This window comes from Escherichia sp. E10V10 (genome assembly GCF_004211985.1).
Classification (GTDB): Bacteria; Pseudomonadota; Gammaproteobacteria; order Enterobacterales; family Enterobacteriaceae; genus Escherichia.
The window spans coordinates 148,426-174,345 of sequence record NZ_RHJO01000005.1 but is presented as its reverse complement, the minus strand read 5'-3'; the positions used below and the strand labels follow the sequence as shown (position 1 = coordinate 174,345).

The window sequence follows — 25,920 nt, the reverse complement described above, 5'->3', positions numbered from 1 at the left end:
CTGTTCGCTTTTTAAACGCGAAGAATGTTATGCAAATCCATAAAGTAGTAACCCCCGAGTTTGTGAAGAAGTTTGCCTGCGTCGGCCCCAACTGCCTGATTTCCTGCTGTCAGGGATGGCAGATACACATCGACAAGAAAACCCATCATACTTACCTCAACGAACAACACCCGAAAATTGCCCAGTTGGCGAAAGAGAATTTATTACGGGTGAGAAATGGTAAAAGCCGCTATTCGATAATCAAACTGGACGCGCAGGGTCAGTGTCCGTTTCTCGATGAAAATAAATTCTGCCTGGTCCATCGCGATCTGGGAGAAAAAGCACTTTCAGAAACCTGTTCTACTTATCCACGTAGCAAAAAGTACTACGCGGATACAACTCGCCATTCGATGGTGCTCTCATGTCCAGAAGTAGCCCGACTGGTATTGTTTGATGCCGACAGCATGTTAGTGTACGAACAGGATGATCTGTTGGCGAAGGCGAAAAACACCTTCACCGCCAGGCAGCCGGTTAATCAGATCCACCAGATTGTGCATCTCTTTGCCTGGCACCTCCTGCAGGCGCCATCGTTGAACGTTGAAGAAAACCTGATGGCGCTGGCACAGTTTATGGTTTACCTGCAGCGCATTGAGTTCGATCTGCACAACCATTTTGCGCAGGCTGAACAGTACCATCAGGAGCTATTAAGCGAGCTGGCGGCCGGTATTAGCCTGATGAGTCAATCAACGCCTACGGAGTCGGTGGGATTGAAGGTGCGTGCGCTGACGGTATTGGGGTCGCTTGTCGCGAATAAGAGCAGCAGGGATCGTATTATTGCTGACGCGCATCGTAAGATGGCGGTGTATTTAGACGTGGCAAACAGCCCGGATAAGCAGGCTCTGGCTGATAAGTTTGCTGTCCTGAATAAACAGTGGCAGCAGCTTTGCCAGGATTCTATCCTTAGCGCCCCGCATGTATTGCGCAATTTACTGACCTACAAAATTTACCACTGCCATTTTCCGGATGCTGATTTCTCAACGGTCATGCGCCAGGTTTACCGTTTAATTCTCGACTATTTCTATATTAAGCATTTGTTGAGTCTGACATCGCTGGAAGCAACTCTGGATGAGGCAACGGTACTGAAAATTGTGGCGAGCCTTGCCGAGTCAACCTTGCATTCGTCAACGATAAACCAGCGAATGAATGAAGCGATCGACATGATCAATGCCGGGGACGATCTCTCCTGCCTGCTGTTGATTCGTTAAATTCGCCTGTCGGGGACTGGGTTAAGCGTTTGTCTGACATCTCGCTTCCGCTGTAATAAATATTAAGAACAACTTCGGTAAAGCAGGTTGAATCATGAACAGAAGAAATTATCTGCTTTAAACGGTATTACAAGGGATTGGTGAACGTCAGAAGAGGCATTTTGGCGGAAGATCACAGGAGTCGAACCTGCCCGGGACCGCTGGCGGCCCCAACTGGATTTGAAGTCCAGCCGCCTCACCGGAGACGACGATCTTCCGCGCCTCGATTGCTACATGGAGGCGGGGCGCATTATAGCTACTTCCTCGCCTTATCACATCCCCCATCACACTTTTTTCCGCTTCGTTTCGCCTTGCCATGATCCTCTTCACAGAAACTCTCGGCAAATCCATAAGTTACACTTTGGCACAACCGCGCTCCCAGAAAAAAGAAACGTAAGTTGATAACAAAAAATAGCAATATCCGTATTCTTAAGGATGGTTTACGCCGTGCAATGAGCGGGAACGAACATGGTAATTGGATACTCTACTGTTTGTTATTTATTGAAAAAATGCCGGGTACGGCTGTGTCGTACCCGGTGAGATTGATTTTTACTGCACTGGCTCCGTTGACGTAACTTCGCCACTGGAAACTACGCCAGCATTCATGGTTTGGGTTACCTGCTGCTTTTCAGCGTTCACAGCATGGAGTTGCCCGCTAACCGTGGGTTTTAGCGGTGCATCGGCCTGAATATCGCCGCTGGCGGTAAGCTGAATATTGCCGTCGCCAGTCAACGGTAATTCAGGCCATCCCCACTGTTGCAAAATATTCACCGGCACACCGCGTCCATTCAGGCTGATATGAGTCTGGCGCTGCGGCGTTTGTGAAACACTGGCAGTGGCTTCCAGAATGCCTTTCTCGGTAAACGCGCTAAGTTCGCTGATATTCACCGTGCTGCTGTTGGCGGCCAGTGCCAGCGACGGACGGCGAACATCAACACGATTGAACGTCGCGGCGGCGGCATTCAGATTCGCTGTGCCACTCCAGACGCCCCATTGGTGATTGGCAACCAGTGTCAGATTCGCGCCATAGCCATCGAGCGCGGTGAGTTGCCATGGAAAGTCAGGGTCGATATCAATGATCAGGTTGCGGCTGGCGCTAAATCTCTTCAGTTGCAGACTGTTTAACCAGCCGGGTGTTGTTTCCATCCATAACTGTTGCCAGTTTTTTGGCAGGGTATATTCCAGCCCGACAATTGCCGCATCATCGAGGATCAGCGTTTTCCCGTCGCGTTGCCAGTTTCCTGACGTTCTCACCATGCCACCTTCCCAACGGCTGGTAAACTGGCGCAGCGCCACGCCCTGCGGGGAAAATTCTGCGTTCATAATCGGGTCAAACAAATGTAGCGAACCATAAATAAACTCGCTGGCATTCATCGACAGCTTTCCTTCCTGTGTCTGCCAGTCATCTTTACTGAAGGTCATGTTGCGTAAGCTGAGATCGAGATCGGTCACCGCCCAGTCCGGGCCTTGCAGGCGAGCATCTATCACTTCCAGGCGACCAATCTGTAACGAAGGCACAGAGCGCAATGGCGCAAAGAAATCAGTCAGCGATTTTTCGCTTTGCAGACGGATATCCGCCATGCGCAGGTTTTCCACCTGCCAGCTACCGTCGGCGTTACGCTGCGCGTTTCCGGTTAATGTACCGCGCGCGATATCGGCACCCAGATTGGTCAGCGTAACGCGATCGTTATCAATACTGCCTTCAACCAACACATTGGTGGCAGGAACATCATTGAGCGACAGGGAGCCAGCACTGAACTGAATCTGCGCTTTCGTTCCCAACACTTTACCGGCTTCTGGCGACCACGGAATGACGCCGCCATTTACCCGCTGAGCACTTAATTTCCACTCGCTATTTGGGCTATTAAATGCCATATCGCGCAGTTGCAGGCGATCGGCTTTGAACGGTAGCGGGGCGGTCTGGTCGGTGAGATTCAGCGTCCCGTTTTCCAGCAGAATGGAATCGACATGGCGCGGTTCGGTCAGTTGCCGACTACTCAAGGCGATATCAACACTTTTTGCCACCAGGGTAGCGGGCTGTCCATCACGACCAAACGTGACGTTCTCCAGTATGATATGAGACGGCGCGGAAAAGCGGTGATCCATTGCCCCGAAGACCAAATGGTAGTCGCTATTTTCGGAAATCCATGCGCTGATATGCTCCGCACCCCAACGGGTTTGCAGAAGAAAATAGAGGCCAGTTATCACTACGAGTAGCGCGACGAAAATGTAGAGAAGCAGCTTCCCAATAAATTTCATAGTCTTCCATCCCGCGAAATACACATAAGGGAGTTATGCACGATTTACGCGCATTCCTCAAGGCGGGAATGGTGAAAGAGGGGCGCTGCGGCGGTAAAGAAACTTACCGCCGCTAAGTGAATTACGGTTTTTCCGGCGGGAAAATCAGGTTCAGCACAATGGCAGTAATACCGCCAGCGGCAATACCTGAAGAGAGCAGGTTTTTCAGCCAGTCAGGGGCAAATTGCAAAATCAGCGGCTGCTGAGAAACGCCCAGGCCGACGGCCAGCGACAGTGCAATAATCAGAATTGCCCGACGGTTCAACGGCTCGCGGGAAACGATGCGTACACCGGATGCGGCGATGGTGCCAAACATCACAAGCGTAGCGCCGCCCAGAACTGGCTCTGGGATGTGTTGCACGAAACCACTCACTGCCGGGAACAGGCCCAGCACGATCAACATCAGCGCCACCACAAAACCGACATAACGGCTGGCAACACCCGTTAACTGAATTACACCGTTGTTCTGTCCGAAGCAGGAGTTCGGGAAGGTGTTAAATACTGCCGAGACAAACGAGTTCAGGCCGTTTGCCAGCACGCCGCCTTTCAGACGTTTCATGTACAGCGGGCCGGAAACCGGCTGTTCGGAAACGTCAGAGGTCGCGGTGATATCGCCAATGGTTTCCAGTGAAGTGATCATAAAGACCAGCATCAGCGGCAGCAGTAGGCTCCATTCAATACCAAGACCGTAATAGAGCGGCGTTGGTACCATAATCAGTTCTTGCGTCATCGGTTCGTTGCTTTCTGGCAACATACCCATAAACCACGCCAGCGCATATCCGGCCGCCATCGCAATCACCAGCGAGGCCACGCGTAAGTAAGGGTTACGTTGGCGGTTAAGCAGGATAATTAAGGCTAAGACCACACCCGCCAGCAGCAGGTTTTTCGGTGCGCCAAAGGTGTTGTCGCTCATGGCCGCATAGCCGCCACCAATGGACGTTAACCCAACCTGAATTAGTGACAGGCCGATAATCATCACCACGACGCCAGAAACCAGCGGCGTAATAATGCGGCGCGCCAGATGCAAAACGCGGGAGATCACCATCTCCGTGCAGCTTGCTAACATCAGCGTACCGAACAGTGCCGCCATCATGGTGGGAACATCAGCACCACCGGTCTTCAGCGCCGTGCCGCCCATAATCAGCGGGGCAACGAAGTTGAAACTGGTCCCCTGAATCGACAACAACCCGGAACCTACCGGCCCCCAGGCTTTAATCTGAATAATCGATGCCACACCGGAGGCAAACAGCGACATACTAATAATGTGTTGTGTGTCCTGTGCCGGTAAACCTAGCGCCTGGCAGATGAGAAGCGCAGGGGTGATAACCGCGACAAACATCGCCAGCAGGTGCTGACAGGCGGCAAACAGAGTTTGAGCAAGCGGTGGACGATCTTCAAGACGATAAATCAGTTCGCTGTTTTGAGTCTGCGCAACCGGTTGCGCATTTTCTGACTCGAGGGTGGAAACAGACATCGAAAACAATCCCGTGGTAGCAAAGCGGGCATTTTAGCTGACCGAAGGGCAAAAGCAAACGTTTGCCATGCATTCTTCTAAATATTTAAATGCGATAAATGCACTTTTTTATATAACTTTTGGTTGTTTTCTGCTTAAAATCCATGCCATTTTTTTATTTTCAGCTAAGAATTCGAACCGGGAAAGCATGACTCGAAACTCGTCATAGTGCACCTTACAGTACATGTGCGATGCAGTATGACGAGTATGAAAGAGTGGTGCGGATACAAAGGAGCTATCTATGTTTCATCTCGACACTTTAGCAACGCTTGTTGCAGCAACGCTGACGTTGCTGCTCGGGCGCAAATTAGTTCACTCTGTCTCCTTTTTGAAGAAATACACCATACCGGAACCTGTTGCGGGTGGTTTGCTGGTGGCGCTGGCGCTGCTGGTGCTGAAAAAAACCATGGGCTGGGAAGTCAACTTTGATATGTCGCTGCGCGATCCGTTGATGCTGGCTTTCTTTGCCACCATCGGCCTGAACGCCAACATTGCCAGCTTACGTGCCGGTGGCCGTGTGGTGGGTATTTTCCTGATTGTGGTTGTTGGTCTGTTGGTGATGCAAAACGCCATCGGTATTGGTATGGCCAGTCTGTTAGGTCTTGATCCGCTGATGGGGCTGTTAGCAGGGTCTATTACGCTTTCTGGCGGTCATGGGACTGGCGCGGCGTGGAGTAAATTGTTCATTGAACGTTACGGCTTTACTAATGCGACGGAAGTCGCAATGGCCTGTGCAACGTTCGGTCTGGTGCTGGGCGGGCTGATTGGTGGCCCGGTGGCGCGTTATCTGGTGAAACACTCCACTACACCGAACGGTATTCCGGATGACCAGGAAGTCCCGACGGCGTTCGAAAAGCCAGATGTAGGGCGCATGATCACCTCGCTGGTGCTGATTGAAACTATCGCGCTAATTGCTATCTGCCTGACGGTGGGGAAAATTGTTGCGCAACTTTTGGCTGGCACTGCTTTTGAATTACCAACCTTCGTTTGTGTGCTGTTTGTAGGCGTGATTCTGAGCAACGGTCTGTCAATGATGGGCTTTTATCGCGTCTTTGAACGTGCGGTATCGGTGCTGGGTAACGTAAGTCTGTCGTTGTTCCTGGCGATGGCGCTGATGGGCCTGAAGCTGTGGGAGCTGGCTTCGCTGGCGCTGCCGATGCTGGCGATTCTGGTGGTACAGACCATTTTCATGGCGTTGTATGCCATCTTCGTCACCTGGCGCATGATGGGCAAAAACTACGATGCGGCGGTGCTGGCTGCGGGTCACTGTGGCTTTGGTCTTGGCGCGACACCAACGGCAATCGCCAACATGCAGGCGATTACTGAACGCTTTGGCCCTTCACATATGGCGTTCCTGGTAGTGCCGATGGTCGGTGCGTTCTTTATCGATATCGTTAACGCCCTGGTGATTAAGCTGTATTTGATGTTGCCGATTTTTGCGGGGTAACCGATGAAGCGGCGGTGTAAGCGCCGCTTCAACAAAGACAAATGCCTGATGAGCTTCGCTTATCAGGCCTACATATTGATTCACAATTTATTGAGTTCGTAAGTTTCTGTAGGCCGGATAAGGCGCTCACGCCGCATCCGGCAGGAAGGTAGATCAACCTGAAACGGCGGTCTTCTCACCGCCGCCTTTTACGCATTCGAGTAACGTTCAGTCTCCGGCATCCAGCGCTCTATCAGGGCTTTTGCCTGCTGTGGGTAACGTTCGTGAATATGTCGCGCCAGGCGCTGAACTTCCGGGATCATCGCCTGATCGCGCAGTAAATCCGCCACTTTAAATTCGGCATTACCCGTCTGACGTGTGCCTAACAGTTCACCCGGTCCACGTATCTCCAAATCTTTCTGCGCAATCACAAAACCGTCGTTGCTGTCGCGCAGTACTTGCAAGCGGATTTGCGCCGTTTTGGAGAGCGGTGTTTTGTAGAGCAGGACACAGTGAGAAGCCACCGCGCCACGACCTACACGCCCGCGAAGCTGGTGTAACTGCGCCAGACCGAGACGCTCCGGGTTTTCGATAATCATCAGACTGGCGTTAGGCACATCAACGCCGACTTCAATAACAGTAGTGGCAACCAGCAGGTGTAGCTCACCTTGTTTAAACGATGCCATCACCGCCTGTTTCTCGGCTGGTTTCATCCGCCCGTGCACCAGACCGACATTCAACTCTGGTAGCGCCAGTTTCAACTCTTCCCACGTGGCTTCCGCCGCCTGCGCTTCCAGTAATTCCGATTCTTCAATCAACGTACAAACCCAGTACGCCTGACGGCCTTCCGTTATGCAGGCGTGGCGCACGCGGTCGATAATATCGTTACGGCGCGTATCAGGAATTGCCACTGTCGTCACTGGGGTACGTCCTGGCGGCAGTTCATCAATGACCGAGGTGTCGAGATCGGCATACGCGGTCATTGCCAGTGTGCGGGGGATCGGCGTGGCGGTCATGATCAACTGATGTGGATGGAAGCCCTGTTGCTGGCCTTTCTCCCACAATGCCAGACGCTGATGCACGCCAAAGCGATGCTGTTCGTCGATAATCACCAGCGCCAGGCCGTTAAACTGCACCTGTTCCTGGAAAATGGCATGAGTGCCAACAATCATCTGCACCTGACCGCTGGCGATGGCTTCTTGCTGAGCCAGTCGCGCTTTACCTTTCTGCTTACCGGCGAGCCAGCCCACTTCGATACCGAGCGGTTCAAACCAGTTGCGGAAGTTATTGGCGTGCTGCTCGGCAAGTAATTCGGTTGGTGCCATCAGCGCCACCTGTTTGCCGTGCGCAATCGCACGCAGCGCGGCGAGGGCGGCGACCAGCGTTTTACCGGAACCTACATCGCCCTGTACCAGACGCATCATCGGCACATCCAGCGCCATATCGCGCTCGATCTCCGCCACTACTCGTGCCTGTGCGCCCGTTGGCTTGAACGGTAAGGCGGCGAGGAGTTTATTTTTCAGCGCGTCATTGGCGTTAAGCGGCTGGGCATGGAAACGTTGCGCTCCGGCGCGTAACGCCAGCATGCTAAGGTTGTGCGCCAGCAGTTCTTCCAGAATCAGACGACGTTGCGCCGGATGCTGCCCGGTTTCCAGATCGCTAAGTTGCAGCGTTGGCGGTGGGCGATGCAGAGTGCGCAACGCTTCCGGTAACGTCATCATTCCTTGTGACAGCTCCGGCGGCAGGAGTTCTTCAATGGCGCAGGTGTCGAGCAGATCCAGCGCCTGATCGGTTAATTTACGCAGCGTCGCCTGCTTTACGCCTTCGGTGGTTGGGTAAACCGGCGTGAGCGTTTCCTGCAACTCTGGCGTACTGAGATCGCCCTGCACGCGGTATTCCGGGTGGATCATCTCCGCGCCATATTTGCCGCGCTTTGCTTCGCCATAGGCCAGCACGCGGCGGCCCGTCGCCAGGCTATTTTTCATCGCCGCGCTGAAATTGAAAAAGCGCATGGTGAGAATGCCGGAACCGTCGCTAATCTGGCAGGTCATCATTCGCCGACCGCCGAAGGAGATATTGCAGTTCAGCACTTCGCCTTCCACCGTGGCATAAACGCCCGGCAGTAGCTCACCGATGGGGTAGAGATGGGTGCGATCTTCGTAGCGCAGGGGAAGGTGTAAGAGTAAATCCTGCACGGTATGCAGATTGATTTTCGCCAGTTTGTTACTTTGCGCTGCGCCCACGCCCGTTAGGGAACTGAGCGGGACAGCATCTAACAGGCGACCTTTCATGGCACTTACCCTGCAGCCTGCATAGTGGCCCACCAGTCGGCATCGGCTTCAATTTCGCCTTGCTGATTGACGTGGGGGTAAGGCAGGCCTTTGCGTTTTGCGACTTTCGCCAGCACCGGATAGCCGCCTTCAAATAACAAACGTTGTTGCTCTGCTTCCGGCAACATACTGTTTTCACGCAGGTACATGCCTGCGTTTTGCCGCTGGCGCTGGGCTTCGTAAAGAATGAGGGCTGAGGCAACGGAAACATTCAGCGACTGCACCATGCCGATCATCGGAATGATGATGTCCTGATCCGCCAGGGCTAATGCTTCCTGAGTGATGCCCGTTTTCTCCTGACCCATCAAAATACAGGTCGGGCGGGTGTAATCAATTTCGCGGAAATCGACAGCGCTATCAGAAAGATGGGTTGCCAGAATCTGCATGCCCTGGCCTTTCAGATGGGCGACGGCATCGCCAATGGTACGGTGCGTTTTCACCTGTACCCAACTGTTGCTGCCAGCCGCAGCTGAAGCCATAGTGCGCATCCGGCTGCCAGGCCAGACGGCGTGGACTTCGTGTACGCCAACGGCATCTGCGGTACGAATGATCGCAGAAACGTTATGGGGTTTGTGGACCTGCTCCATGCAGACGGTCAGATCAGGCTGCCGCCTGGCGAGCATTTCGCAGATACGTGCATAACGTGTTGGGTTCATAAAACATTAATTTCGGTTTCGGGTGACTTTAATCACGTCTGGCATCACGCGGATTTTGCGCATGATATTCGCCAGATGCACACGGTCACGGGCGGTCAGACGAATAAAGGCGCTGTAGACGCGACCATCCTTTTCTTCTGTATTCAAACTTTGAATATTGGAGTTGGTCGTATTGATCGCTGCCGTCAGGTTTGCCAGCGCGCCCTGATGATTGAACATCTCCACCTTGATTTCGGTGATGAACTCTTGCGCCGTCTCTTTATCCCATTCCACAGCCATAAATTTCTCTGGCTCTTTCTGGTAGCCACGGATGTTACGACAGGATTCATGGTGGATCACCAGACCTTTACCGGGGCTGACGTGAGCGATAATTGGATCGCCAGGAATAGGACGGCAGCATTTCGCAAAGGTGATCAGAACGCCATCGGCACCTTTAATTGGCAGATGTCCGTGACTTTGGGTCGCCGGAGGAATGGAAGCGTCTCCATGTTGCAGATTTTTCGCGACCACCACGCTCATCGCGTTGCCAAGGCCGATTTCAGCCAGCAGATCGTCAAGCGTTGCCAGCTTCATGCGGTCCAGTTCGCGCTGAATATTTTCCTGCGGGATTTCATTGAGCTTACGGCTACCACCCAACGCATGGTTGAGCAGACGGCGGCCCAGGCTTACAGAATCATCACGCTTGAGGTTTTTCAGCAACTGACGAATTTTGGCGCGCGCTTTCGAGCTGACGACAAAGTTCAGCCACGCGGCATTCGGGCGAGCGCCAGGTGCGGTAATGATTTCAACGGTTTGACCACTGGTAAGCGGCTGCGACAGCGGGTAAGGCTGACGGTCGACGCGCGCGCCCACGCAGGCATGACCGATATCGGTATGCACCGCATAAGCGAAGTCGACGGGCGTTGCACCGGCAGGCAGTTCGACAATGCGCCCTTCCGGTGTGAAAACGTAAATCTCATCCGGGAAGAGATCGGATTTAACGCTCTCGATAAATTCGAACGAGCTACCGGCGCTCTGTTGCAGCTCCAGCAGGCTTTGCATCCAGCGCTGGGCGCGGATCTGCGCGGTAGTGCTGGTTTCGCCGTGCTCTTTATAAGCCCAGTGTGCGGCAACACCCATCTCTGCCATCTGATCCATATCTTCGGTGCGGATCTGGACCTCAACCGGCACGCCGTGCGGGCCAATCATCGAGGTGTGCAAAGATTGATAGCCGTTCGCTTTGGGAATGGCGATGTAGTCTTTCACGCGACCCGGACGCGGCTTATACAGGCTGTGCATCTGGCCGAGCACGCGATAACAGGTGTCGGAATCATTGACGATCACGCGGAAGGCGTAGATGTCCATGATCGAGTGAAAACGCTGCTCTTTGAGCACCATTTTGCAGTAGATCGAATAAAGATGCTTTTCGCGACCACTGACGCGGCACGGTATTCCCGCTTCCTGCAAACGCCCTTCGATTTCCGAGAGGATTTTTTGGATCATCTCTTTACGGTTGCCGCGCGCGGCCTTCACCACTTCTTTGATTACGCGATAACGGTTGGGATACAGCGCTTCAAAACCCAGCTCTTCGAGTTCGGTTTTAATGTGGTGGATACCTAAACGGTGCGCCAGCGGGCTGTAGATTTCGAGAGTTTCACGGGCGATGCGGCGACGTTTGTCCGGGCGAAGTGAGCCCAGCGTGCGCATGTTGTGGGTACGGTCTGCGAGTTTGATGAGAATGACGCGGATATCCTGCACCATCGCCATAATCATCTTGCGAAAGTTTTCGGCCTGCGCCTCTTTCTTATCGCGGAACTTGAGCTTATCAAGCTTTGATACTCCCTCTACTAGTTCGGCGACGCTTTTACCAAAAAGCTGTTCCATGTCCTGGTAGGTGGCGGGAGTATCTTCAATCACGTCATGCAGCAGCGCTGCCATTAGCGTTTCATAGTCGAGTTTCATCTCGGCCAGAATGCAGGCAACCGCGACCGGGTGCGTGATATAGGGTTCACCGCTTGAACGTGTTTGCCCCTCGTGAGCATCACGTGCAACGAGATACGCCTGCCGCAGACGTTTGATTTGGTCTTCCGGCAGGTAGTTTTGAATCAGTTGATTCAGGCTTTCAAACAGATACAAGGGCGACCCGCTTTGTGATTAACGACGACCTTCAGCAATAGCGGTAACGGCTTGTAATTCAGCGGCTTCCTGCTCTTGCTGTTCCTGGCGTTCGCGCACGTCGAGGATCTGGTTGTTGATCAGACCTTCTTCGATTTCGCGCAACGCGATTACTGTGGTTTTATCGTTTTCTTCCGGTACCAGCGGATCCTTTCCGCCTACCTGCATCTGACGAGCGCGACGCGCGGCGACCAGTACCAGGTCAAAACGGTTACCAATTTTCTCTACAGCGTCCTGAACAGTTACGCGTGCCATACTTAAAAAGCTCCACAGGTGAAGAAATGACTGGGCATGATACTGAAAGAAGGTTCAGTCTGCCAACAATTTGCTGATTAAAGCGTCATGACGCTGCTTTTGGCGGCTCATGCGCAAGCGTTCGGCGCGAATGATAGTCTTTAGATCACCCAGAGCGGTGTCGAAATCATCATTCACTATTAAATAATCATATTCGGCGTAATGGCTCATTTCTGCAACTGCTTGCGCCATACGCTTTGCAATGACCTCTTCGCTGTCCTGACCTCGACCCCGTAAACGGCGGTCTAACTCAATTTTTGACGGCGGTAGAATAAAGATACTCCGCGCATGCGGCATTTTCTGGCGAATTTGCTGTGCGCCCTGCCAGTCAATATCCAGAAAAACATCCACGCCGCTCGCCAATACTTGCTCAATGGCCTCGCGTGAAGTGCCATAGTAATTACCGAACACTTCCGCGTGCTCAAGGAATGCATCTCTGCTAATCATCTCTTTAAATTCATCATGATTAACAAAGAAGTAGTGTTCGCCATGTACTTCACCCGGACGCGGTGCGCGCGTGGTGTGTGAAACAGAAACCTGAGTGTCGTACAACGGTTGGGTTTTTAATAAAGCCTGAATCAGGCTGGATTTACCCGCGCCACTGGGGGCAGAAACAATATAAAGCGTGCCTTGAGCCATGAGTATCTTTCGTATGTGATTAAGCGAAATAAAGCCTACATACGGGCTTATTATACACGGCGCGGCCATGTGACGTAGCCCTTGCTCACACTTTTTGCGCAAAGTTGTTGCGTTTTGCGTACCTGTTTCCGCAATTCCCGGTCATTTACTGCAACAAAGACGATTCTCTGGAAGCGTCATCTCACACTTTATTTTTGCCTCTCGGTTTTGCATTCATCTCGTTGTATATCTGCCCGCCTGACTACAGCGGAGGTGACGATGAAAGTATGGATTGCAGTGTTAATGAGTATTTTGTGCTGGCAATCATCAGCGAAGGCGGTCTGCCCGGCCTGGTCTCCAGCCAGAGCGCATGAAGAAATCTCCCGCCTACAACAGCAAGTAAAACAGTGGGACGATGATTACTGGAAAAAAGGGAAAAGTGACGTGGAGGATGGGGTTTACGATCAGTTAAGCGCCCGCCTTGCACAGTGGCAACGCTGTTTTGGCGAAGAGACAACGGGTGACGCTATGCCGCCGCCGTTGAGTGGCACGGTTATCCATCCGGTTGCGCATACGGGGGTACGTAAGTTAGCGGATAAAAATGCGTTACGTCTGTGGATGCATGAGCACAGCGATCTTTGGGTGCAGCCAAAAGTTGATGGCGTTGCGGTAACACTGGTCTACCGTGATGGAAAACTGATTAAAGCGATCAGTCGTGGCAATGGGCTTAAAGGTGAGGACTGGACGCAGAAAATACGCTTGATTCCTTCTGTTCCGCAATCTGTTAGCGGATCTTTGGCCAACAGCACCCTGCAGGGTGAGATATTTCTCCAGCGTGATGGGCATATCCAACAACAAATGGGAGGAATGAATGCCCGTTCAAAGGTCGCCGGCATTTTGATGCGCCAGGACAATAGCGACACGCTGCATTCACTGGGCGTGTTTATCTGGGCATGGCCGGATGGACCACAGTTGATGGCCGAGCGATTACAGCAGCTTGCTACTGCGGGCTTTACTTTGACGCAGAAGTATACCCTTGCGGTGAAAAGCGCAGACGAGGTTGAGCGAGCACGTAATGAGTGGTGGAAAGCGAAATTGCCCTTCGTCACCGATGGCGTGGTGGTGCGAGCGGCTAAGGAACCCGAATCCCGTCATTGGCTACCGGGTCAGGCGGACTGGCTGATAGCGTGGAAATATCAGCCTGTGGCCCAGGTTACTGAAGTAAACGCGATACAGTTTGCTGTCGGTAAGAGCGGAAAAATCTCGGTGGTGGCATCACTCGCGCCTGTCATGCTGGATGATAAAAAAGTTCAGCGGGTGAACATTGGTTCCGTCAGACGTTGGCAGGAGTGGGACATTGCACCTGGCGATCAAATCCTTGTGAGTCTTGCCGGTCAGGGTATTCCACGCATTGATGAAGTGGTCTGGCGCGGTGCAGAACGCACAAAACCGACGCCGCCAGAAAACCGTTTTAACGCGTTGACATGCTACTTCGCTTCTGATGTTTGTCAGGAACAATTCATATCGCGATTAGTTTGGCTGGGATCAAAACAGGTTTTGGGGCTGGAGGGTATCGGTGAATCTGGCTGGCGCTCGCTACATCAGACGCATCGCTTTGAGCATATTTTTTCCTGGCTTTCATTAACGCCAGAGCAATTGCAGCACACGCCGGGGATCGCGAAGAGTAAAGGTGAGCAGTTGTGGCATCAGTTTAACCTGGCACGTCAGCAGCCTTTTACTCGCTGGGTGATGGCTATGGGAATACCGTTAACCCAAACGGCGCTTAATGCCAACGACTTCAGCTCCTGGGCGCAACTTTTGCAGAGAAGCGAACAGTATTGGCAGCAACTACCGGGGACAGGGCTGCGTCGCGCAAGTCAGGTTATGGAATGGAAGAATAATGCGCAAATCAAGATGCTGGGCAACTGGCTGGCTGCCCAGCAGATCACAGGTTTTGTGCCTTAGTGGCCTTCGTGGCTGTAATAAAAAACCGGTAATCCCAGTTTAAGACGCAGCGCCAGCAAGCGAGCGAAAAAGCCGAATACCAGGGTGGAGATAATCACCACATCATGGTTAGAAACATAGTGTTGCAGCGCGATGTACAGCACGGCGGAGGCAAATGAGACACCGGCATATAACTCTTTTTGAAAGACCAGCGGAATGCGTTTACAGAACATATCGCGCAAAACGCCGCCAAACACGCCAGTCGTCACAGCCGCGACAACGGCAATGATCGGGCCGTGTCCCATATCCAGCGCGACCTGTGCGCCAATGATAGAAAAAACCACCAGTCCGAGTGCATCGAGCACCAGAAAGACTTTACGCAGGTAAGGCATCACGGGAGCAACGATTGTGGTGAACACGGCGGCGGTGGCGACGATAATCACATACTCCGGGTGTTTGACCCAGCCAAGCGGATAGTGGCCCAGCAGAATATCACGTACTGATCCTCCGCCAATTGCGGTGGCGGTAGCAATGATAATTACGCCAAATGTATCCATGCGCCGCCGTCCGGCCGCCAGCGCCCCTGTCATGGCTTCGGCAGTAATGCCAACCAAATACAAAATGTGTAACAGCATGGTTCTCTCCCTAAAAATCTGCCTGGCAGGGTAGCGATTTGTGTGCATTGTCACGATTGAGATTTTTTAAGGAGAGAATGGATTGATAACTTGTAGTTATGTGAAATTGCTATTTTCTGTAGTAAGAATGCATTTTTCTGATTTTGTGATAAGTAAAATGCATTAGAAAAAGTATGGAGTAAATAAATATGAGGACGAAACTATATGCGTAGCGCCGCTGTAATCAACAACGGCCTACGGAGATATGTCGCTTACTCGATGTTCTGAATCTGCTCGCGCATTTGCTCGATCAACACTTTCAGCTCGATGGCGGAGTTTGTTACTTCGGCATTGATAGATTTCGACGCAAGAGTGTTCGACTCGCGGTTAAATTCCTGCATCATAAAGTCCAGACGACGGCCAACCGCTTCTTTTTTCTTCAGAATGTTGTACGTTTCTTTAACATGCGCTTCGAGGCGGTCCAGCTCTTCGGCAACGTCAATTCGTTGTGCCAGCAGAACCAACTCCTGCTCCAGACGGTTGTTTTCCAGTTGCACCTGGGCATCTTCCAGCTTCGCTACCAGACGCTCACGCTGCCATTGCAGGATTTCCGGCATATGGGCGCGGACTTTGACCACTTCGGCGGTGACGCCTTCCAGACGCTGCTCGATCAATGCTTTCAGCGCCTGACCTTCGGTTTCACGCGCGATGATAAAGTCGTCCAGGGTGCCATCCAACGCCGCAAGAATTTCAGCAGCAATGGCGTCGAGATCCTGCTCCTGGGCTGCCATCACGCCTGGCCAGCGCAGAATATCAACCGGGTTGATTTCCCCTTCGTCGCTCTGCATTTTTACCCAGTTCGCGGCAGTTACCAGCTGTTTAGCCAGTTTTTCGTTGAGGATCAGCTCACCTTGCGCGCTGACATCTGGCTCATAGCGCAGGGTACATTCCACTTTACCGCGCGTCAGGCGAGAACGAATACGCTCGCGAACGACAGGTTCAAGGCTACGGAACTGCTCCGGCAGACGAAAGTAAGTTTCCAGATAACGCTGGTTTACCGAGCGCATTTCCCAGGTTGCGCTCCCCCATTCACCCTTGATTTCACGCCGGGCGTAGGCGGTCATACTGCGGATCATAGACGTTCCTGTTTATAAAAGGAGAGGTGGAAGGATTATAGCCATCGATGCCTTGTCAGGATAGGAATAACCGCCGGAAGTCCGTATAATGCGCAGCCACATTTGTTTCAAGCCGGAGATTTCAATATGCGTCCAGCAGGCCGTAGCAATAATCAGGTGCGTCCCGTTACCCTGACTCGTAACTATACAAAACATGCAGAAGGCTCGGTGCTGGTCGAATTTGGCGATACCAAAGTGTTGTGTACCGCCTCTATTGAAGAAGGCGTGCCGCGCTTCCTGAAAGGCCAGGGGCAGGGCTGGATCACCGCAGAGTACGGTATGTTGCCACGTTCTACCCATACCCGTAACGCTCGTGAAGCAGCGAAAGGTAAGCAGGGTGGACGCACAATGGAAATCCAGCGTCTTATCGCCCGTGCTCTTCGCGCGGCGGTAGATTTGAAAGCCCTCGGTGAGTTTACTATTACGCTGGATTGCGACGTACTTCAGGCCGATGGCGGCACCCGCACTGCTTCTATCACCGGTGCTTGTGTTGCACTAGCTGATGCCCTGAATAAACTGGTTGAAAATGGCAAGCTGAAAACCAATCCAATGAAAGGTATGGTGGCCGCGGTTTCTGTCGGTATTGTTAACGGCGAAGCGATTTGCGATCTGGAATACGTTGAAGACTCAGCGGCTGAAACGGACATGAACGTAGTGATGACCGAAGACGGGCGCATCATTGAAGTACAGGGGACGGCAGAAGGCGAGCCGTTCACCCATGAAGAGCTGCTCACCTTGTTGGCGCTTGCCCGAGGGGGAATCGAATCCATTGTAGCGACGCAGAAGGCGGCGCTGGCAAACTGATTTTTAAGGCGACTGATGAGTCGCCTTTTTTTTGTCTGTAGAAAAGTAAGATGAGGAGCGAAGGCATGAAACCATATCAGCGCCAGTTTATTGAATTTGCGCTTAGCAAGCAGGTGTTAAAGTTTGGCGAGTTTACGCTGAAATCCGGGCGCAAAAGCCCCTATTTCTTCAACGCCGGGCTGTTTAATACCGGGCGCGACCTGGCACTGTTAGGCCGTTTTTACGCTGAAGCATTGGTGGATTCCGGCATTGAGTTCGATCTGCTGTTTGGCCCTGCTTACAAAGGGATTCCGATTGCCACCACAACCGCCGTGGCGCTGGCGGAGCATCATGACCTGGACCTGCCGTACTGCTTTAACCGCAAAGAAGCAAAAGATCACGGTGAAGGCGGCAATCTGGTTGGTAGCGCGTTACAAGGGCGTGTGATGCTGGTGGATGATGTGATCACCGCCGGGACGGCGATTCGCGAGTCGATGGAAATTATTCAGGCCAATGGCGCGACGCTTGCTGGCGTGTTGATTTCGCTCGATCGTCAGGAACGGGGTCGCGGCGAGATTTCGGCGATTCAGGAAGTTGAGCGTGATTACAACTGCAAGGTGATCTCTATCATCACCCTGAAAGACCTGATTGCCTACCTGGAAGAGAAGCCAGAAATGGCGGAACATCTGGCGGCGGTTAAGGCCTATCGCGAAGAGTTTGGCGTTTAAAAATATGCGCTGCGCAGGTTTTTTACTGTGCGCAGCGTGATGCGTTTTAAGATATCGTGTTAATCTGCTTTCGCCAGCAGTGGCAATAGCGTTTCCGGCCTTTTGTGCCGGGAGGGTCGGCGAGTCGCCGACTTAACGCCAGTAGTATGTCCATATACCCAAAGCCGCTTCATTGTACTTAAGTACGCTTCGCGTACGTCGCGCTGACGCGCTCAGTACAGTTACGCGCCTTCGGGATGGTTTGATGGTATTGCCGCTGTTGGTGCCTCTTTTGGCCGCCGTGATGTGGAGAGTGGAATGGATGCTACCCGGATAACCCTTCTGGCGCTCGATTTGTTCGGCTCGCCGGGCTGGAGTGCCGATAAAGAAATACAGCGGCTGTATGCGCTCAGTAATCATGTCGGACGCCATTACCGACACATTATTCTTTCTAAGCGCCACGGTGGTCAGCGGATGCTGCTAGCCCCTGATTACTTGCTCAAAACCGTACAGCGCAACATTCTTAAGAACGTACTTTCACAATTTCCACTTTCCTCTTTTGCTACCGCCTACCGGCCAGGTTGCCCAATCGTCAGCAACGCGCAGCCACACTGCCAACAGCCGCAGATCCTGAAACTCGATATCGAAAACTTTTTCGATAGCATTAGCTGGTTACAGGTCTGGCGTGTGTTTAGCCAGGCTCAGTTGCCACACAATGTGGTAACCATACTGACCTGGCTTTGTTGCTATAACGACGCGTTACCGCAGGGGGCGCCAACTTCGCCTGCCATTTCCAATCTTGTGATGCGCTGTTTTGATGAGCGCATAGGGGAATGGTGTCAGACTCGGGGAATTACCTACACCCGCTACTGCGATGACATGACCTTTTCCGGTCACTTCAATGCCCGCCAGGTTAAAAATAAAGTGTGCGGATTGTTAGCGGAACTGGGCCTGAGCCTCAATCAACGCAAAAGCTGCCTGATAGGTGCCTGTAAGCGCCAGCAGGTAACCGGGATTGTTGTTAATCACAAACCACAGCTTGCCCGTGAAGCGCGCCGGGCGCTGCGTCAGGAGGTGCATTTGTGCCAAAAATATGGCGTTATTTCGCATCTTAGTCATCGTGGTGAACTTGATCCTTCTGGCGATCTCCACGCACAGGCAACGGCGTATCTGTATGCTTTGCAGGGAAGAATAAACTGGTTATTGCAAATCAACCCTGAGGATGAGGCCTTTAAACAGGCGAGGGAAAGTGTAAAGCGAATGCTGGTGGCATGGTAAGAAAAGCGTCAGGCAGACGTTTCTGCCTGAACGTTTAGGGGAGAATTACTGCAACTGCGCAGCAATTAGTGGCCAGCGGGCGTCAAAATCATCCGTCGGGCGGTATTTAAACTCGCTGCGGACAAATCGTGACAGCATACCTTCACAAAATGCCAGCAACTGGCTTGCCAGCAGCGTTTCATCGGTGGTGTAACCTTCACCCTCACGCATTCTCTTTTCACGCAATACCTGACGCAACTGCGCTTCAATACGCTCGAACAGTTGGTTGATGCGCCCTTGCAGGCGGTCTTGTTCAAACATCAGCGCATGCCCGGTAAGGATGCGGGTCAGGCCAGGATTACGCTCACCAAAACCGAGGAGCAACAACACAATCAGACGTAGGCGCGTTGTGGTGTCCTTCTCATCTTTCAGAATCAGATTGATGCGAGTAATCAGGCTATCTTCGATAAACTCAATCAGGCTATCGAACATGCGGGTTTTACTGGGGAAGTGGCGATACAGAGCCGCTTCGGAAACGCCGACGGAGGCGGCCAGTTTCGCTGTCGTGATACGTTGGCTTCCATCGCTGGATTCCAGCATCAGCGCCAGAGACTGAAGTATTTCTTCGCGACGGTTCCTTTTCGCAGTTTGTTTTTCTGCCATGTTACAAAATACCCCTGAAAATAAGCACTTGCCAGGCGGCACCCACGCTATGACCGCAAACGAAATGTTTGCGGCAATGTTATGACGTTATTCGGATGCGTATGTGTTACTGACGACCAGAGTGACCAAAGCCGCCTTCACCGCGGTCGGTGGCGTCAAAATCTTCCACCAGATTAAATTCGGCCTGTACCACCGGAACAAAAATCATCTGCGCGATACGTTCGCCTGGTTGAATGGTGAAGCTGTCCTGGCCACGGTTCCACACGGAAATCATCAACTGGCCCTGATAGTCAGAATCGATCAATCCCACCAGGTTACCGAGCACGATGCCGTGCTTATGGCCCAGCCCGGAGCGCGGCAGCATCATCGCCGCCAGTGAAGGGTCGGCAATATGAATCGCCAACCCGGTAGGTACCAGGGTGGTGTCGCCCGGCGCCAGTTCTACGGCGTCGTCGAGACAGGCGCGCAGGTCAAGTCCGGCAGAACCAGAAGTGGCATAAGTCGGGAGCGGAAATTCCTTCCCAACGCGCGGGTCCAGAATCTTAACGTCGATTTTTTTCATCATAACGGGTCACGATCTCGTCGAGTAATAATTGGCCAAGGAGCTCTTTGCGCTCAAGCGGTAAGACTTTATCTCCGTCTTGCCAGAAAAGGTGTAATGCATTGCTGTCGCTGTTAAATCCTTGAGTTGGCCGGGAAACATCGTTCGCGCAGATCAGATCAAGGTTTTTACGAATACGTTTTTGCCGGGCGTATTCTTCCACATTATTTGTTTCGGCCGCAAATCCAACAACATAAGGCCTTTGGTCTTTTAGTGCGGCAACTCCAGCGACGATATCAGGGTTTTTGACCATTTTTATTGTTAATTCATCCCCCTGAGTCGCCTGCTTTTTGATTTTTTCACTGGCGACAGCGGCTGCGCGATAATCAGCCACGGCGGCGCAACCGATAAAAATATTTTGCTGCTGTACAGAGGCCTTCACAGCGGCTTCCATCTCCAGTGCGGTCATCACATCAACACGTTTAACAAACGGCGGTGTCGGTAGCGAAACCGGTCCGGAAACCAGTGTAACGTTCGCTCCGCGACGGGCAGCGGCAGCGGCGATAGCAAAGCCCATCTTGCCGGAGCTGTGATTAGAGATATAACGCACGGGATCGAGCGGTTCACGCGTCGGGCCGGCGGTAATCATAATGTTCAGATGTTTCAGATCGTTGACGGGCGAAAAATGCGCTACCGCCATATCTACAATGGTTAATGGATCGAGCATTCGCCCAGGGCCGATATCACCACAGGCCTGACTGCCGCTATCCGGCCCCCAGATCAACAAACCACGTGAGGCAAGTACCTCTAAATTATGTTGGGTAGCCGCAGCACGATACATCTGCTGGTTCATGGCTGGCAGTACGGCAACAGGCGCAGGCGTGGCCAGGCAAATCGTTGACACCAGATCATTCGCCATCCCGGCAGCTACGCGGGCAATCAAATCAGCGGTGGCTGGGGCGAGAATTACTAAATCAGCCCATTTACCCAGCTCAATATGACCCATAGCCGCCTCGGCTGCTGGATCCAGCAGACTATCGGAAACGGGATACCCAGAAACCGCCTGCAAGCTAAGTGGGGTGATAAAGGCTTTTGCCGCTTCGGTCATGGCTACGCGGACGTCTGCTCCGCGATCGCGCAAACGACGCACCAGCTCAGGGGTTTTATAGGCAGCAATACCGCCGCTGACGCCGAGAACGATTTTTTTACCGGCCAGGCTCATGATGATTTTTCCTGTAGGGGGACACCAGAAGTTGGCGATTTTATCACAATACTTTTGTTGTCGTGCTTTCACCTGAGAATCACTTTGCGAGGCGCTTTCCAGGATTGAAAACTGGCCGTCGATTTAACCAAACGACTATGACAGGATGCGCCCTCCACAAAGGAGGTGAAGGTGAAAAGCAATGTAGAATTGTTGATGCCACGCGAAAAAATGCTGAAGTTGGGCATTGGCGCGTTAACGGATGTTGAACTGCTGGCGTTATTTCTGCGAACGGGTACGCGCGGTAAGGATGTGTTAACCCTGGCGAAAGAGATGCTGGAGAATTTTGGGTCGCTTTACGGCTTGTTATCCTCTGAATATGAACAATTTAGTGGCGTTCATGGAATTGGTGTGGCGAAATTCGCCCAGTTAAAGGGAGTTGCGGAACTGGCGCGGCGTTACTACAACGTGCGGATGCGCGAAGAAAGCCCGTTGCTCAGCCCAGAGATGACGAGGGAGTTTTTACAAAGCCAACTTACGGGAGAGGAACGAGAGATCTTTATGGTGATCTTTCTCGATTCCCAACACCGGGTCCTTACTCACAGCCGACTCTTTTCCGGCACGTTAAATCATGTGGAAGTCCATCCACGAGAAATTATTCGTGAAGCGATAAAAATAAACGCCTCGGCGCTGATCCTTGCCCATAATCACCCTTCTGGTTGTGCTGAACCCAGTAAAGCGGATAAACTCATTACCGAACGGATAATAAAAAGTTGTCAGTTCATGGATTTACGCGTGCTCGACCATATCGTGATTGGGCGTGGAGAATATGTTTCTTTTGCCGAACGCGGCTGGATTTAATCCGCTATGCGCGATCCTTCGGGATCTTTGTCTGTTCGGGACTTGAGCACATCGCCGAGTCAGCGTATACTACGCCACCTTTGAGAATCTCGGGTTTGGCATTTGGGCCTGGCAATCGAGAGTTCACATAGAACTGCGATGACCGGGCTGTAAAGCCTGACGAGGCGCCAATACCCCATACGAAGCTCGAGCTAATTTGATTTTTGGAGAATAGACATGTCCCGAGTCTGCCAAGTTACTGGCAAGCGTCCGGTGACCGGTAACAACCGTTCCCACGCACTGAACGCGACTAAACGCCGTTTCCTGCCGAACCTGCACTCTCACCGTTTCTGGGTTGAGAGCGAGAAGCGTTTTGTCACCCTGCGCGTATCTGCTAAAGGTATGCGTGTAATCGATAAAAAAGGCATTGATACAGTTCTGGCTGAACTGCGTGCCCGTGGCGAAAAGTACTAAGTACTTAGAGGAAATAAATCATGGCTAAAGGTATTCGTGAGAAAATCAAGCTGGTTTCTTCTGCTGGTACTGGTCACTTCTATACCACTACGAAGAACAAACGTACTAAGCCGGAAAAACTGGAACTGAAAAAGTTCGATCCAGTTGTTCGCCAGCACGTGATCTACAAAGAAGCGAAAATCAAATAATTTTCGCTTTGATGTAACGAAAAACCTCGCTACGGCGGGGTTTTTTGTTATCTGCCTGCCCCCATATTGACTGCATCTGTTCATTCCTGGAGATGCTATGCCTGAATTACCCGAAGTTGAAACCAGCCGTCGCGGCATAGAACCGCATCTCGTTGGTGCAACCATTCTTCATGCGGTGGTGCGCAACGGACGCTTGCGCTGGCCGGTTTCGGAAGAAATCTACCGTTTAAGCGATCAACCAGTGCTAAGTGTACAGCGCCGTGCTAAATATCTGCTGCTGGAGCTGCCCGAGGGCTGGATTATCATTCATTTGGGGATGTCTGGCAGCCTGCGCATCCTTCCAGAAGAACTTCCCCCCGAAAAGCATGACCATGTTGATTTGGTGATGAGCAACGGCAAAGTGCTGCGCTACACCGATCCGCGCCGCTTTGGCGCCTGGCTGTGGGCCAAAGAGCTGGAAGGCCACAATGTGCTGGCACATCTTGGGCCAGAGCCGCTTAGCGATGATTTCAATGGCGAATACTTGCATCAGAAGTGCGCGAAGAAAAAGACGGCGATTAAGCCCTGGCTGATGGATAACAAGCTGGTGGTAGGCGTAGGGAATATCTACGCCAGCGAATCTCTGTTTGCGGCGGGGATCCATCCGGATCGGCTGGCGTCATCACTGTCGCTGGCAGAATGTGAATTGTTAGCTCGGGTGATTAAAGCGGTGTTACTGCGTTCGATTGAGCAGGGCGGTACAACGCTGAAAGATTTTCTGCAAAGCGACGGTAAACCGGGCTATTTCGCGCAGGAATTGCAGGTTTACGGGCGAAAAGGCGAGCCGTGTCGGGTGTGCGGTACGCCGATTGTGGCGTCTAAACATGCGCAGCGGGCAACGTTTTATTGCAAGCACTGCCAGAAATAATTGATGCTTGCCGGATGGCATACCATCCGGCATAAACGCTACGCTAACTTCGCCATCAGCGCCTGATGGACATTCTCCGGCAGGAAATGGGTGACATCGCCCTGATGGCGCGCCACCTCTTTCACCAACGATGAAGAGATAAACGACCACTCTTTCGACGGCATCAGAAACACACTTTCCAGTTCTGGCATTAAGTGGCGATTCATATGCGCCAGCTGCATTTCATATTCAAAATCTGCCACCGCACGCAGTCCACGAATCAGCACCGTAGCGTGTTGATTACGGGCGAAGTTTGCCATCAAATCGCTAAATCCGACCACTTCAACGTTTCCCAGATGCGCAGTTGCCTGTTGTGCCAGCGCCACACGTTCTTCCAGAGTAAACATCGGTTTTTTACTGGGGCTGGCGGCAATCGCCAGAATAACGTGATCGAACATCTGCGTGGCGCGCGTCACGATATCGATATGACCATTGGTAATGGGATCGAAAGTACCCGGATAAATCGCCCGTTTTTGCATAACAACCTCAATGCGTTTTCGGTGGCAGGTAAGGTTCCAGCAGTTGAAGCAGACGCTGTAGCGCGCCCTGGTTTTGATACAGCACTTCAACGGCATGACGGCCATAGAAACTACGGTAATCGGCGTCGGTGAGTAAAGAGGAAACCTCTTTTGCAAGCGTAGTGGCATCGGTGACGGTAATCAGCCCGCTTGCCTGCTCCAGCCGCGCGCAAATGTCTTTAAAGTTAAAGGTATGCGGCCCCATCAACACCGGGATAGCGTGTGCGGCGGCCTCCAGCGGATTATGCCCACCGCGTTCAACCAGTGAACCGCCAACAAACGCGAGATCGGCAATACCGTACAGCAACATCAGTTCGCCCATCGTATCGCCAACCACCACTTGTGTACTGGCGGAAGGGACCTCTCCGGAAGAGCGTGTGATATAGCTTAGTCCAGCCTGGCGGACAAGGTTAATCGCATCCGGGAAGCGTTCCGGATGACGGGGTACCAGGATGAGCAATAAATTCGGGAACTGTTGTAACAGCGCCTGATGGGCGGCAATCACTACGCTCTCTTCGCCATCATGAGTACTGGTTGCAATCCATACCGGACGATGCGGCGCCCACTGGCGGCGCAGTGTTACTGCTTTAGCGGCCAACTGTGGCGTCACTGAAATATCGAATTTCAGGCTACCGGTGACGGTGACCTGATTATTTTTTGCACCTAGCGTCACAAAGCGCGCAGCATCTTCTTCATTTTGCGCAGCAATCAGTGTTATACGGCGGAGCAAGCGACGAACAAATTTACCCAGTTTGGCGTAACCTGCGGCAGAGCGTGCAGAGAGTCGCGCATTAGCGATAACCAGTGGAATTTTACGTTTATGTAGCGCCGCAATCAGGTTAGGCCATAGTTCGGTTTCCATAATCAACACCAGTTTTGGGTCGACTTTATTCAGGAAACGGTTGAGCGCATCGGGCAGATCGTAAGGCAGATAGACGTGCTGAACATCTTTTCCAAAAGCCGATTGTACGCGCTCCGAACCAGTCGGCGTCATAGTCGTGACTGTGATTGGTAAATCAGGATAGCGATGACGCAGCGCGCGCACCAACGGGATTGCCGCCAGGGTTTCACCGACGGAGACGGAGTGCAGCATAATGCCGCCTGGTGTTAGCGGATGGCGGTAAAAACCGTAACGTTCACCCCAGCGTTTTCGATAGGCCGGAGCCTTACGTCCGCGCACCCAGAGCCGTATCCAGATTAGCGGCTGAATAAGGTAGAGAAGGGCGGTGTAAAGCAATTCGAGCATAATAAATAGCTGACTTATGGATGTGCTGGGGATTCTATGTATTTAACGGTGGCTTTACCATTACTTTTCCCGTTTTTGACTTAAATAGCTTCAGTTTGGTCTGATCTGCCGCTACATCTTCATTTTTTTTGTATTTTTATGCGAATCATTGAAACTCGGCCCCATTTTCAACTCTACATTGGCCGTACCGACATTATCGACATGCTATTTTTTATCTGTTTGATTTCTATGATTAAAACATATTTCGTGTA

The 25,920-nt window shown here is 52.3% G+C and carries 24 protein-coding genes and 1 tRNA gene; 10 read left to right on the top strand and 15 right to left on the bottom strand.

Translation table 11 applies throughout. From position 1 onward, the window contains the following. Positions 1-29 precede the first annotated feature (29 nt). Positions 30-1,244 (top strand): flagellin lysine-N-methylase, encoded by a 1,215-nt coding sequence (gene fliB, locus D9736_RS11765; RefSeq protein ID WP_130258381.1) that lies wholly within the window; start codon positions 30-32, stop codon positions 1,242-1,244. A gap of 162 nt (positions 1,245-1,406) precedes the next feature. Here the strand turns inward: fliB and D9736_RS11760 are convergent. The 3 genes from D9736_RS11760 to xanP all read right to left on the bottom strand — a co-directional run bounded on the left by D9736_RS11760 (position 1,407) and on the right by xanP (position 5,055). Continuing rightward, positions 1,407-1,501, bottom strand: a tRNA-Sec gene (locus D9736_RS11760). A gap of 331 nt (positions 1,502-1,832) precedes the next feature. Then, positions 1,833-3,542 (bottom strand): AsmA family protein, encoded by a 1,710-nt coding sequence (locus D9736_RS11755; protein WP_130215142.1) that lies wholly within the window; start codon positions 3,540-3,542, stop codon positions 1,833-1,835. Positions 3,543-3,663: 121 nt separating this feature from the next. Continuing rightward, positions 3,664-5,055: a xanthine/proton symporter XanP gene (xanP, locus tag D9736_RS11750; RefSeq protein ID WP_130222452.1), complete on the bottom strand. Its 1,392-nt coding sequence runs from the start codon at positions 5,053-5,055 to the stop codon at positions 3,664-3,666. A 280-nt stretch (positions 5,056-5,335) separates the two neighbouring features. On the opposite strand from xanP, the gene gltS reads away from it, so the two are divergent. Next, positions 5,336-6,541 (top strand): sodium/glutamate symporter, encoded by a 1,206-nt coding sequence (gene gltS / locus D9736_RS11745; RefSeq protein WP_064526038.1) that lies wholly within the window; start codon positions 5,336-5,338, stop codon positions 6,539-6,541. 188 nt (positions 6,542-6,729) lie between these two features. Here the strand turns inward: gltS and recG are convergent, their stop codons facing one another. Genes recG through gmk form a run of 5 tightly spaced genes read right to left on the bottom strand, consistent with a single transcriptional unit; the run spans position 6,730 to position 12,593 of the window. Then, positions 6,730-8,811 carry an ATP-dependent DNA helicase RecG gene (gene recG, locus D9736_RS11740; RefSeq protein ID WP_130258380.1) on the bottom strand — a complete coding sequence of 694 codons (2,082 nt, stop codon included), beginning with the start codon at positions 8,809-8,811 and terminating at the stop codon, positions 6,730-6,732. A 5-nt stretch (positions 8,812-8,816) separates the two neighbouring features. Continuing rightward, positions 8,817-9,506 carry a tRNA (guanosine(18)-2'-O)-methyltransferase TrmH gene (trmH, locus tag D9736_RS11735; protein WP_130215148.1) on the bottom strand — a complete coding sequence of 230 codons (690 nt, stop codon included), beginning with the start codon at positions 9,504-9,506 and terminating at the stop codon, positions 8,817-8,819. Positions 9,507-9,512: 6 nt separating this feature from the next. Then, on the bottom strand, positions 9,513-11,621 hold the full coding sequence (gene spoT / locus D9736_RS11730; RefSeq protein WP_130215150.1) for a bifunctional GTP diphosphokinase/guanosine-3',5'-bis pyrophosphate 3'-pyrophosphohydrolase: 2,109 nt from the start codon (positions 11,619-11,621) through the stop codon (positions 9,513-9,515). Between the two features lie 18 nt (positions 11,622-11,639). Beyond that, a complete protein-coding gene (gene rpoZ / locus D9736_RS11725; RefSeq protein ID WP_000135058.1) occupies positions 11,640-11,915 on the bottom strand; it encodes a DNA-directed RNA polymerase subunit omega in 276 nt (91 codons plus the stop codon). Between the two features lie 54 nt (positions 11,916-11,969). Beyond that, positions 11,970-12,593: a guanylate kinase gene (gmk, locus tag D9736_RS11720; RefSeq protein WP_010344504.1), complete on the bottom strand. Its 624-nt coding sequence runs from the start codon at positions 12,591-12,593 to the stop codon at positions 11,970-11,972. A gap of 258 nt (positions 12,594-12,851) precedes the next feature. Here gmk and ligB point away from each other — a divergent pair, with 258 nt between their 5' ends. Then, on the top strand, positions 12,852-14,537 hold the full coding sequence (ligB, locus tag D9736_RS11715; protein ID WP_130258379.1) for an NAD-dependent DNA ligase LigB: 1,686 nt from the start codon (positions 12,852-12,854) through the stop codon (positions 14,535-14,537). Here ligB and D9736_RS11710 read toward each other — a convergent pair. Beyond that, positions 14,534-15,151: a trimeric intracellular cation channel family protein gene (locus D9736_RS11710; protein WP_064526048.1), complete on the bottom strand. Its 618-nt coding sequence runs from the start codon at positions 15,149-15,151 to the stop codon at positions 14,534-14,536. The genes ligB and D9736_RS11710 overlap by 4 nt on opposite strands. Before the next feature lie 251 nt (positions 15,152-15,402). Next, on the bottom strand, positions 15,403-16,266 hold the full coding sequence (locus D9736_RS11705) for a YicC/YloC family endoribonuclease (RefSeq protein ID WP_000621326.1): 864 nt from the start codon (positions 16,264-16,266) through the stop codon (positions 15,403-15,405). A gap of 126 nt (positions 16,267-16,392) precedes the next feature. Here D9736_RS11705 and rph point away from each other — a divergent pair, with 126 nt between their 5' ends. The 3 genes from rph to D9736_RS11690 all read left to right on the top strand — a co-directional run bounded on the left by rph (position 16,393) and on the right by D9736_RS11690 (position 19,073). After that, complete coding sequence (rph, locus tag D9736_RS11700) at positions 16,393-17,109, top strand: ribonuclease PH (RefSeq protein ID WP_001247086.1); 717 nt, start codon at positions 16,393-16,395, stop codon at positions 17,107-17,109. A 65-nt stretch (positions 17,110-17,174) separates the two neighbouring features. After that, the gene (pyrE, locus tag D9736_RS11695; protein WP_000806177.1) at positions 17,175-17,816 is read left to right on the top strand and encodes an orotate phosphoribosyltransferase; all 642 of its coding nucleotides are present in this window, start codon (positions 17,175-17,177) and stop codon (positions 17,814-17,816) included. A gap of 297 nt (positions 17,817-18,113) precedes the next feature. Beyond that, positions 18,114-19,073, top strand: a complete 960-nt coding sequence (locus D9736_RS11690; protein WP_130258378.1) for a reverse transcriptase family protein — start codon at positions 18,114-18,116, stop codon at positions 19,071-19,073. A gap of 45 nt (positions 19,074-19,118) precedes the next feature. Here D9736_RS11690 and slmA read toward each other — a convergent pair whose 3' ends face one another. From slmA to coaBC, 3 genes are all read right to left on the bottom strand, one after another. Continuing rightward, positions 19,119-19,715 carry a nucleoid occlusion factor SlmA gene (gene slmA, locus D9736_RS11685; protein WP_130206731.1) on the bottom strand — a complete coding sequence of 199 codons (597 nt, stop codon included), beginning with the start codon at positions 19,713-19,715 and terminating at the stop codon, positions 19,119-19,121. A 106-nt stretch (positions 19,716-19,821) separates the two neighbouring features. Further along, entirely contained in the window at positions 19,822-20,280 is a 459-nt protein-coding gene (dut, locus tag D9736_RS11680; RefSeq protein WP_000976070.1) for a dUTP diphosphatase, read from the bottom strand. Further along, positions 20,258-21,478 (bottom strand): bifunctional phosphopantothenoylcysteine decarboxylase/phosphopantothenate--cysteine ligase CoaBC, encoded by a 1,221-nt coding sequence (gene coaBC / locus D9736_RS11675; RefSeq protein WP_130215156.1) that lies wholly within the window; start codon positions 21,476-21,478, stop codon positions 20,258-20,260. The genes dut and coaBC overlap by 23 nt, the downstream gene beginning before the upstream one ends. 171 nt (positions 21,479-21,649) lie before the next feature. Between coaBC and radC the strand changes: the two genes are divergently transcribed. The 4 genes from radC (at position 21,650) to mutM (ending at position 23,866) form a co-directional block, all read left to right on the top strand. Continuing rightward, on the top strand, positions 21,650-22,318 hold the full coding sequence (gene radC, locus D9736_RS11670) for a DNA repair protein RadC (protein ID WP_130215158.1): 669 nt from the start codon (positions 21,650-21,652) through the stop codon (positions 22,316-22,318). Positions 22,319-22,534: 216 nt separating this feature from the next. After that, positions 22,535-22,771 carry a 50S ribosomal protein L28 gene (gene rpmB, locus D9736_RS11665; protein WP_000091955.1) on the top strand — a complete coding sequence of 79 codons (237 nt, stop codon included), beginning with the start codon at positions 22,535-22,537 and terminating at the stop codon, positions 22,769-22,771. A 20-nt stretch (positions 22,772-22,791) separates the two neighbouring features. Continuing rightward, positions 22,792-22,959 (top strand): 50S ribosomal protein L33, encoded by a 168-nt coding sequence (gene rpmG / locus D9736_RS11660; RefSeq protein WP_001051798.1) that lies wholly within the window; start codon positions 22,792-22,794, stop codon positions 22,957-22,959. Between the two features lie 97 nt (positions 22,960-23,056). Then, positions 23,057-23,866, top strand: coding sequence for a bifunctional DNA-formamidopyrimidine glycosylase/DNA-(apurinic or apyrimidinic site) lyase (gene mutM / locus D9736_RS11655; protein WP_130258377.1), 810 nt, complete (start codon positions 23,057-23,059; stop codon positions 23,864-23,866). Between the two features lie 38 nt (positions 23,867-23,904). On the opposite strand, the gene coaD is transcribed toward mutM, so the two are convergent. Together coaD and waaA are read right to left on the bottom strand one after the other, a co-directional pair. Beyond that, positions 23,905-24,384 carry a pantetheine-phosphate adenylyltransferase gene (coaD, locus tag D9736_RS11650; RefSeq protein WP_001171866.1) on the bottom strand — a complete coding sequence of 160 codons (480 nt, stop codon included), beginning with the start codon at positions 24,382-24,384 and terminating at the stop codon, positions 23,905-23,907. Positions 24,385-24,391: 7 nt separating this feature from the next. After that, positions 24,392-25,669, bottom strand: coding sequence for a lipid IV(A) 3-deoxy-D-manno-octulosonic acid transferase (gene waaA / locus D9736_RS11645; protein WP_130215160.1), 1,278 nt, complete (start codon positions 25,667-25,669; stop codon positions 24,392-24,394). Between the last annotated feature and the right edge of the window lie 251 nt (positions 25,670-25,920).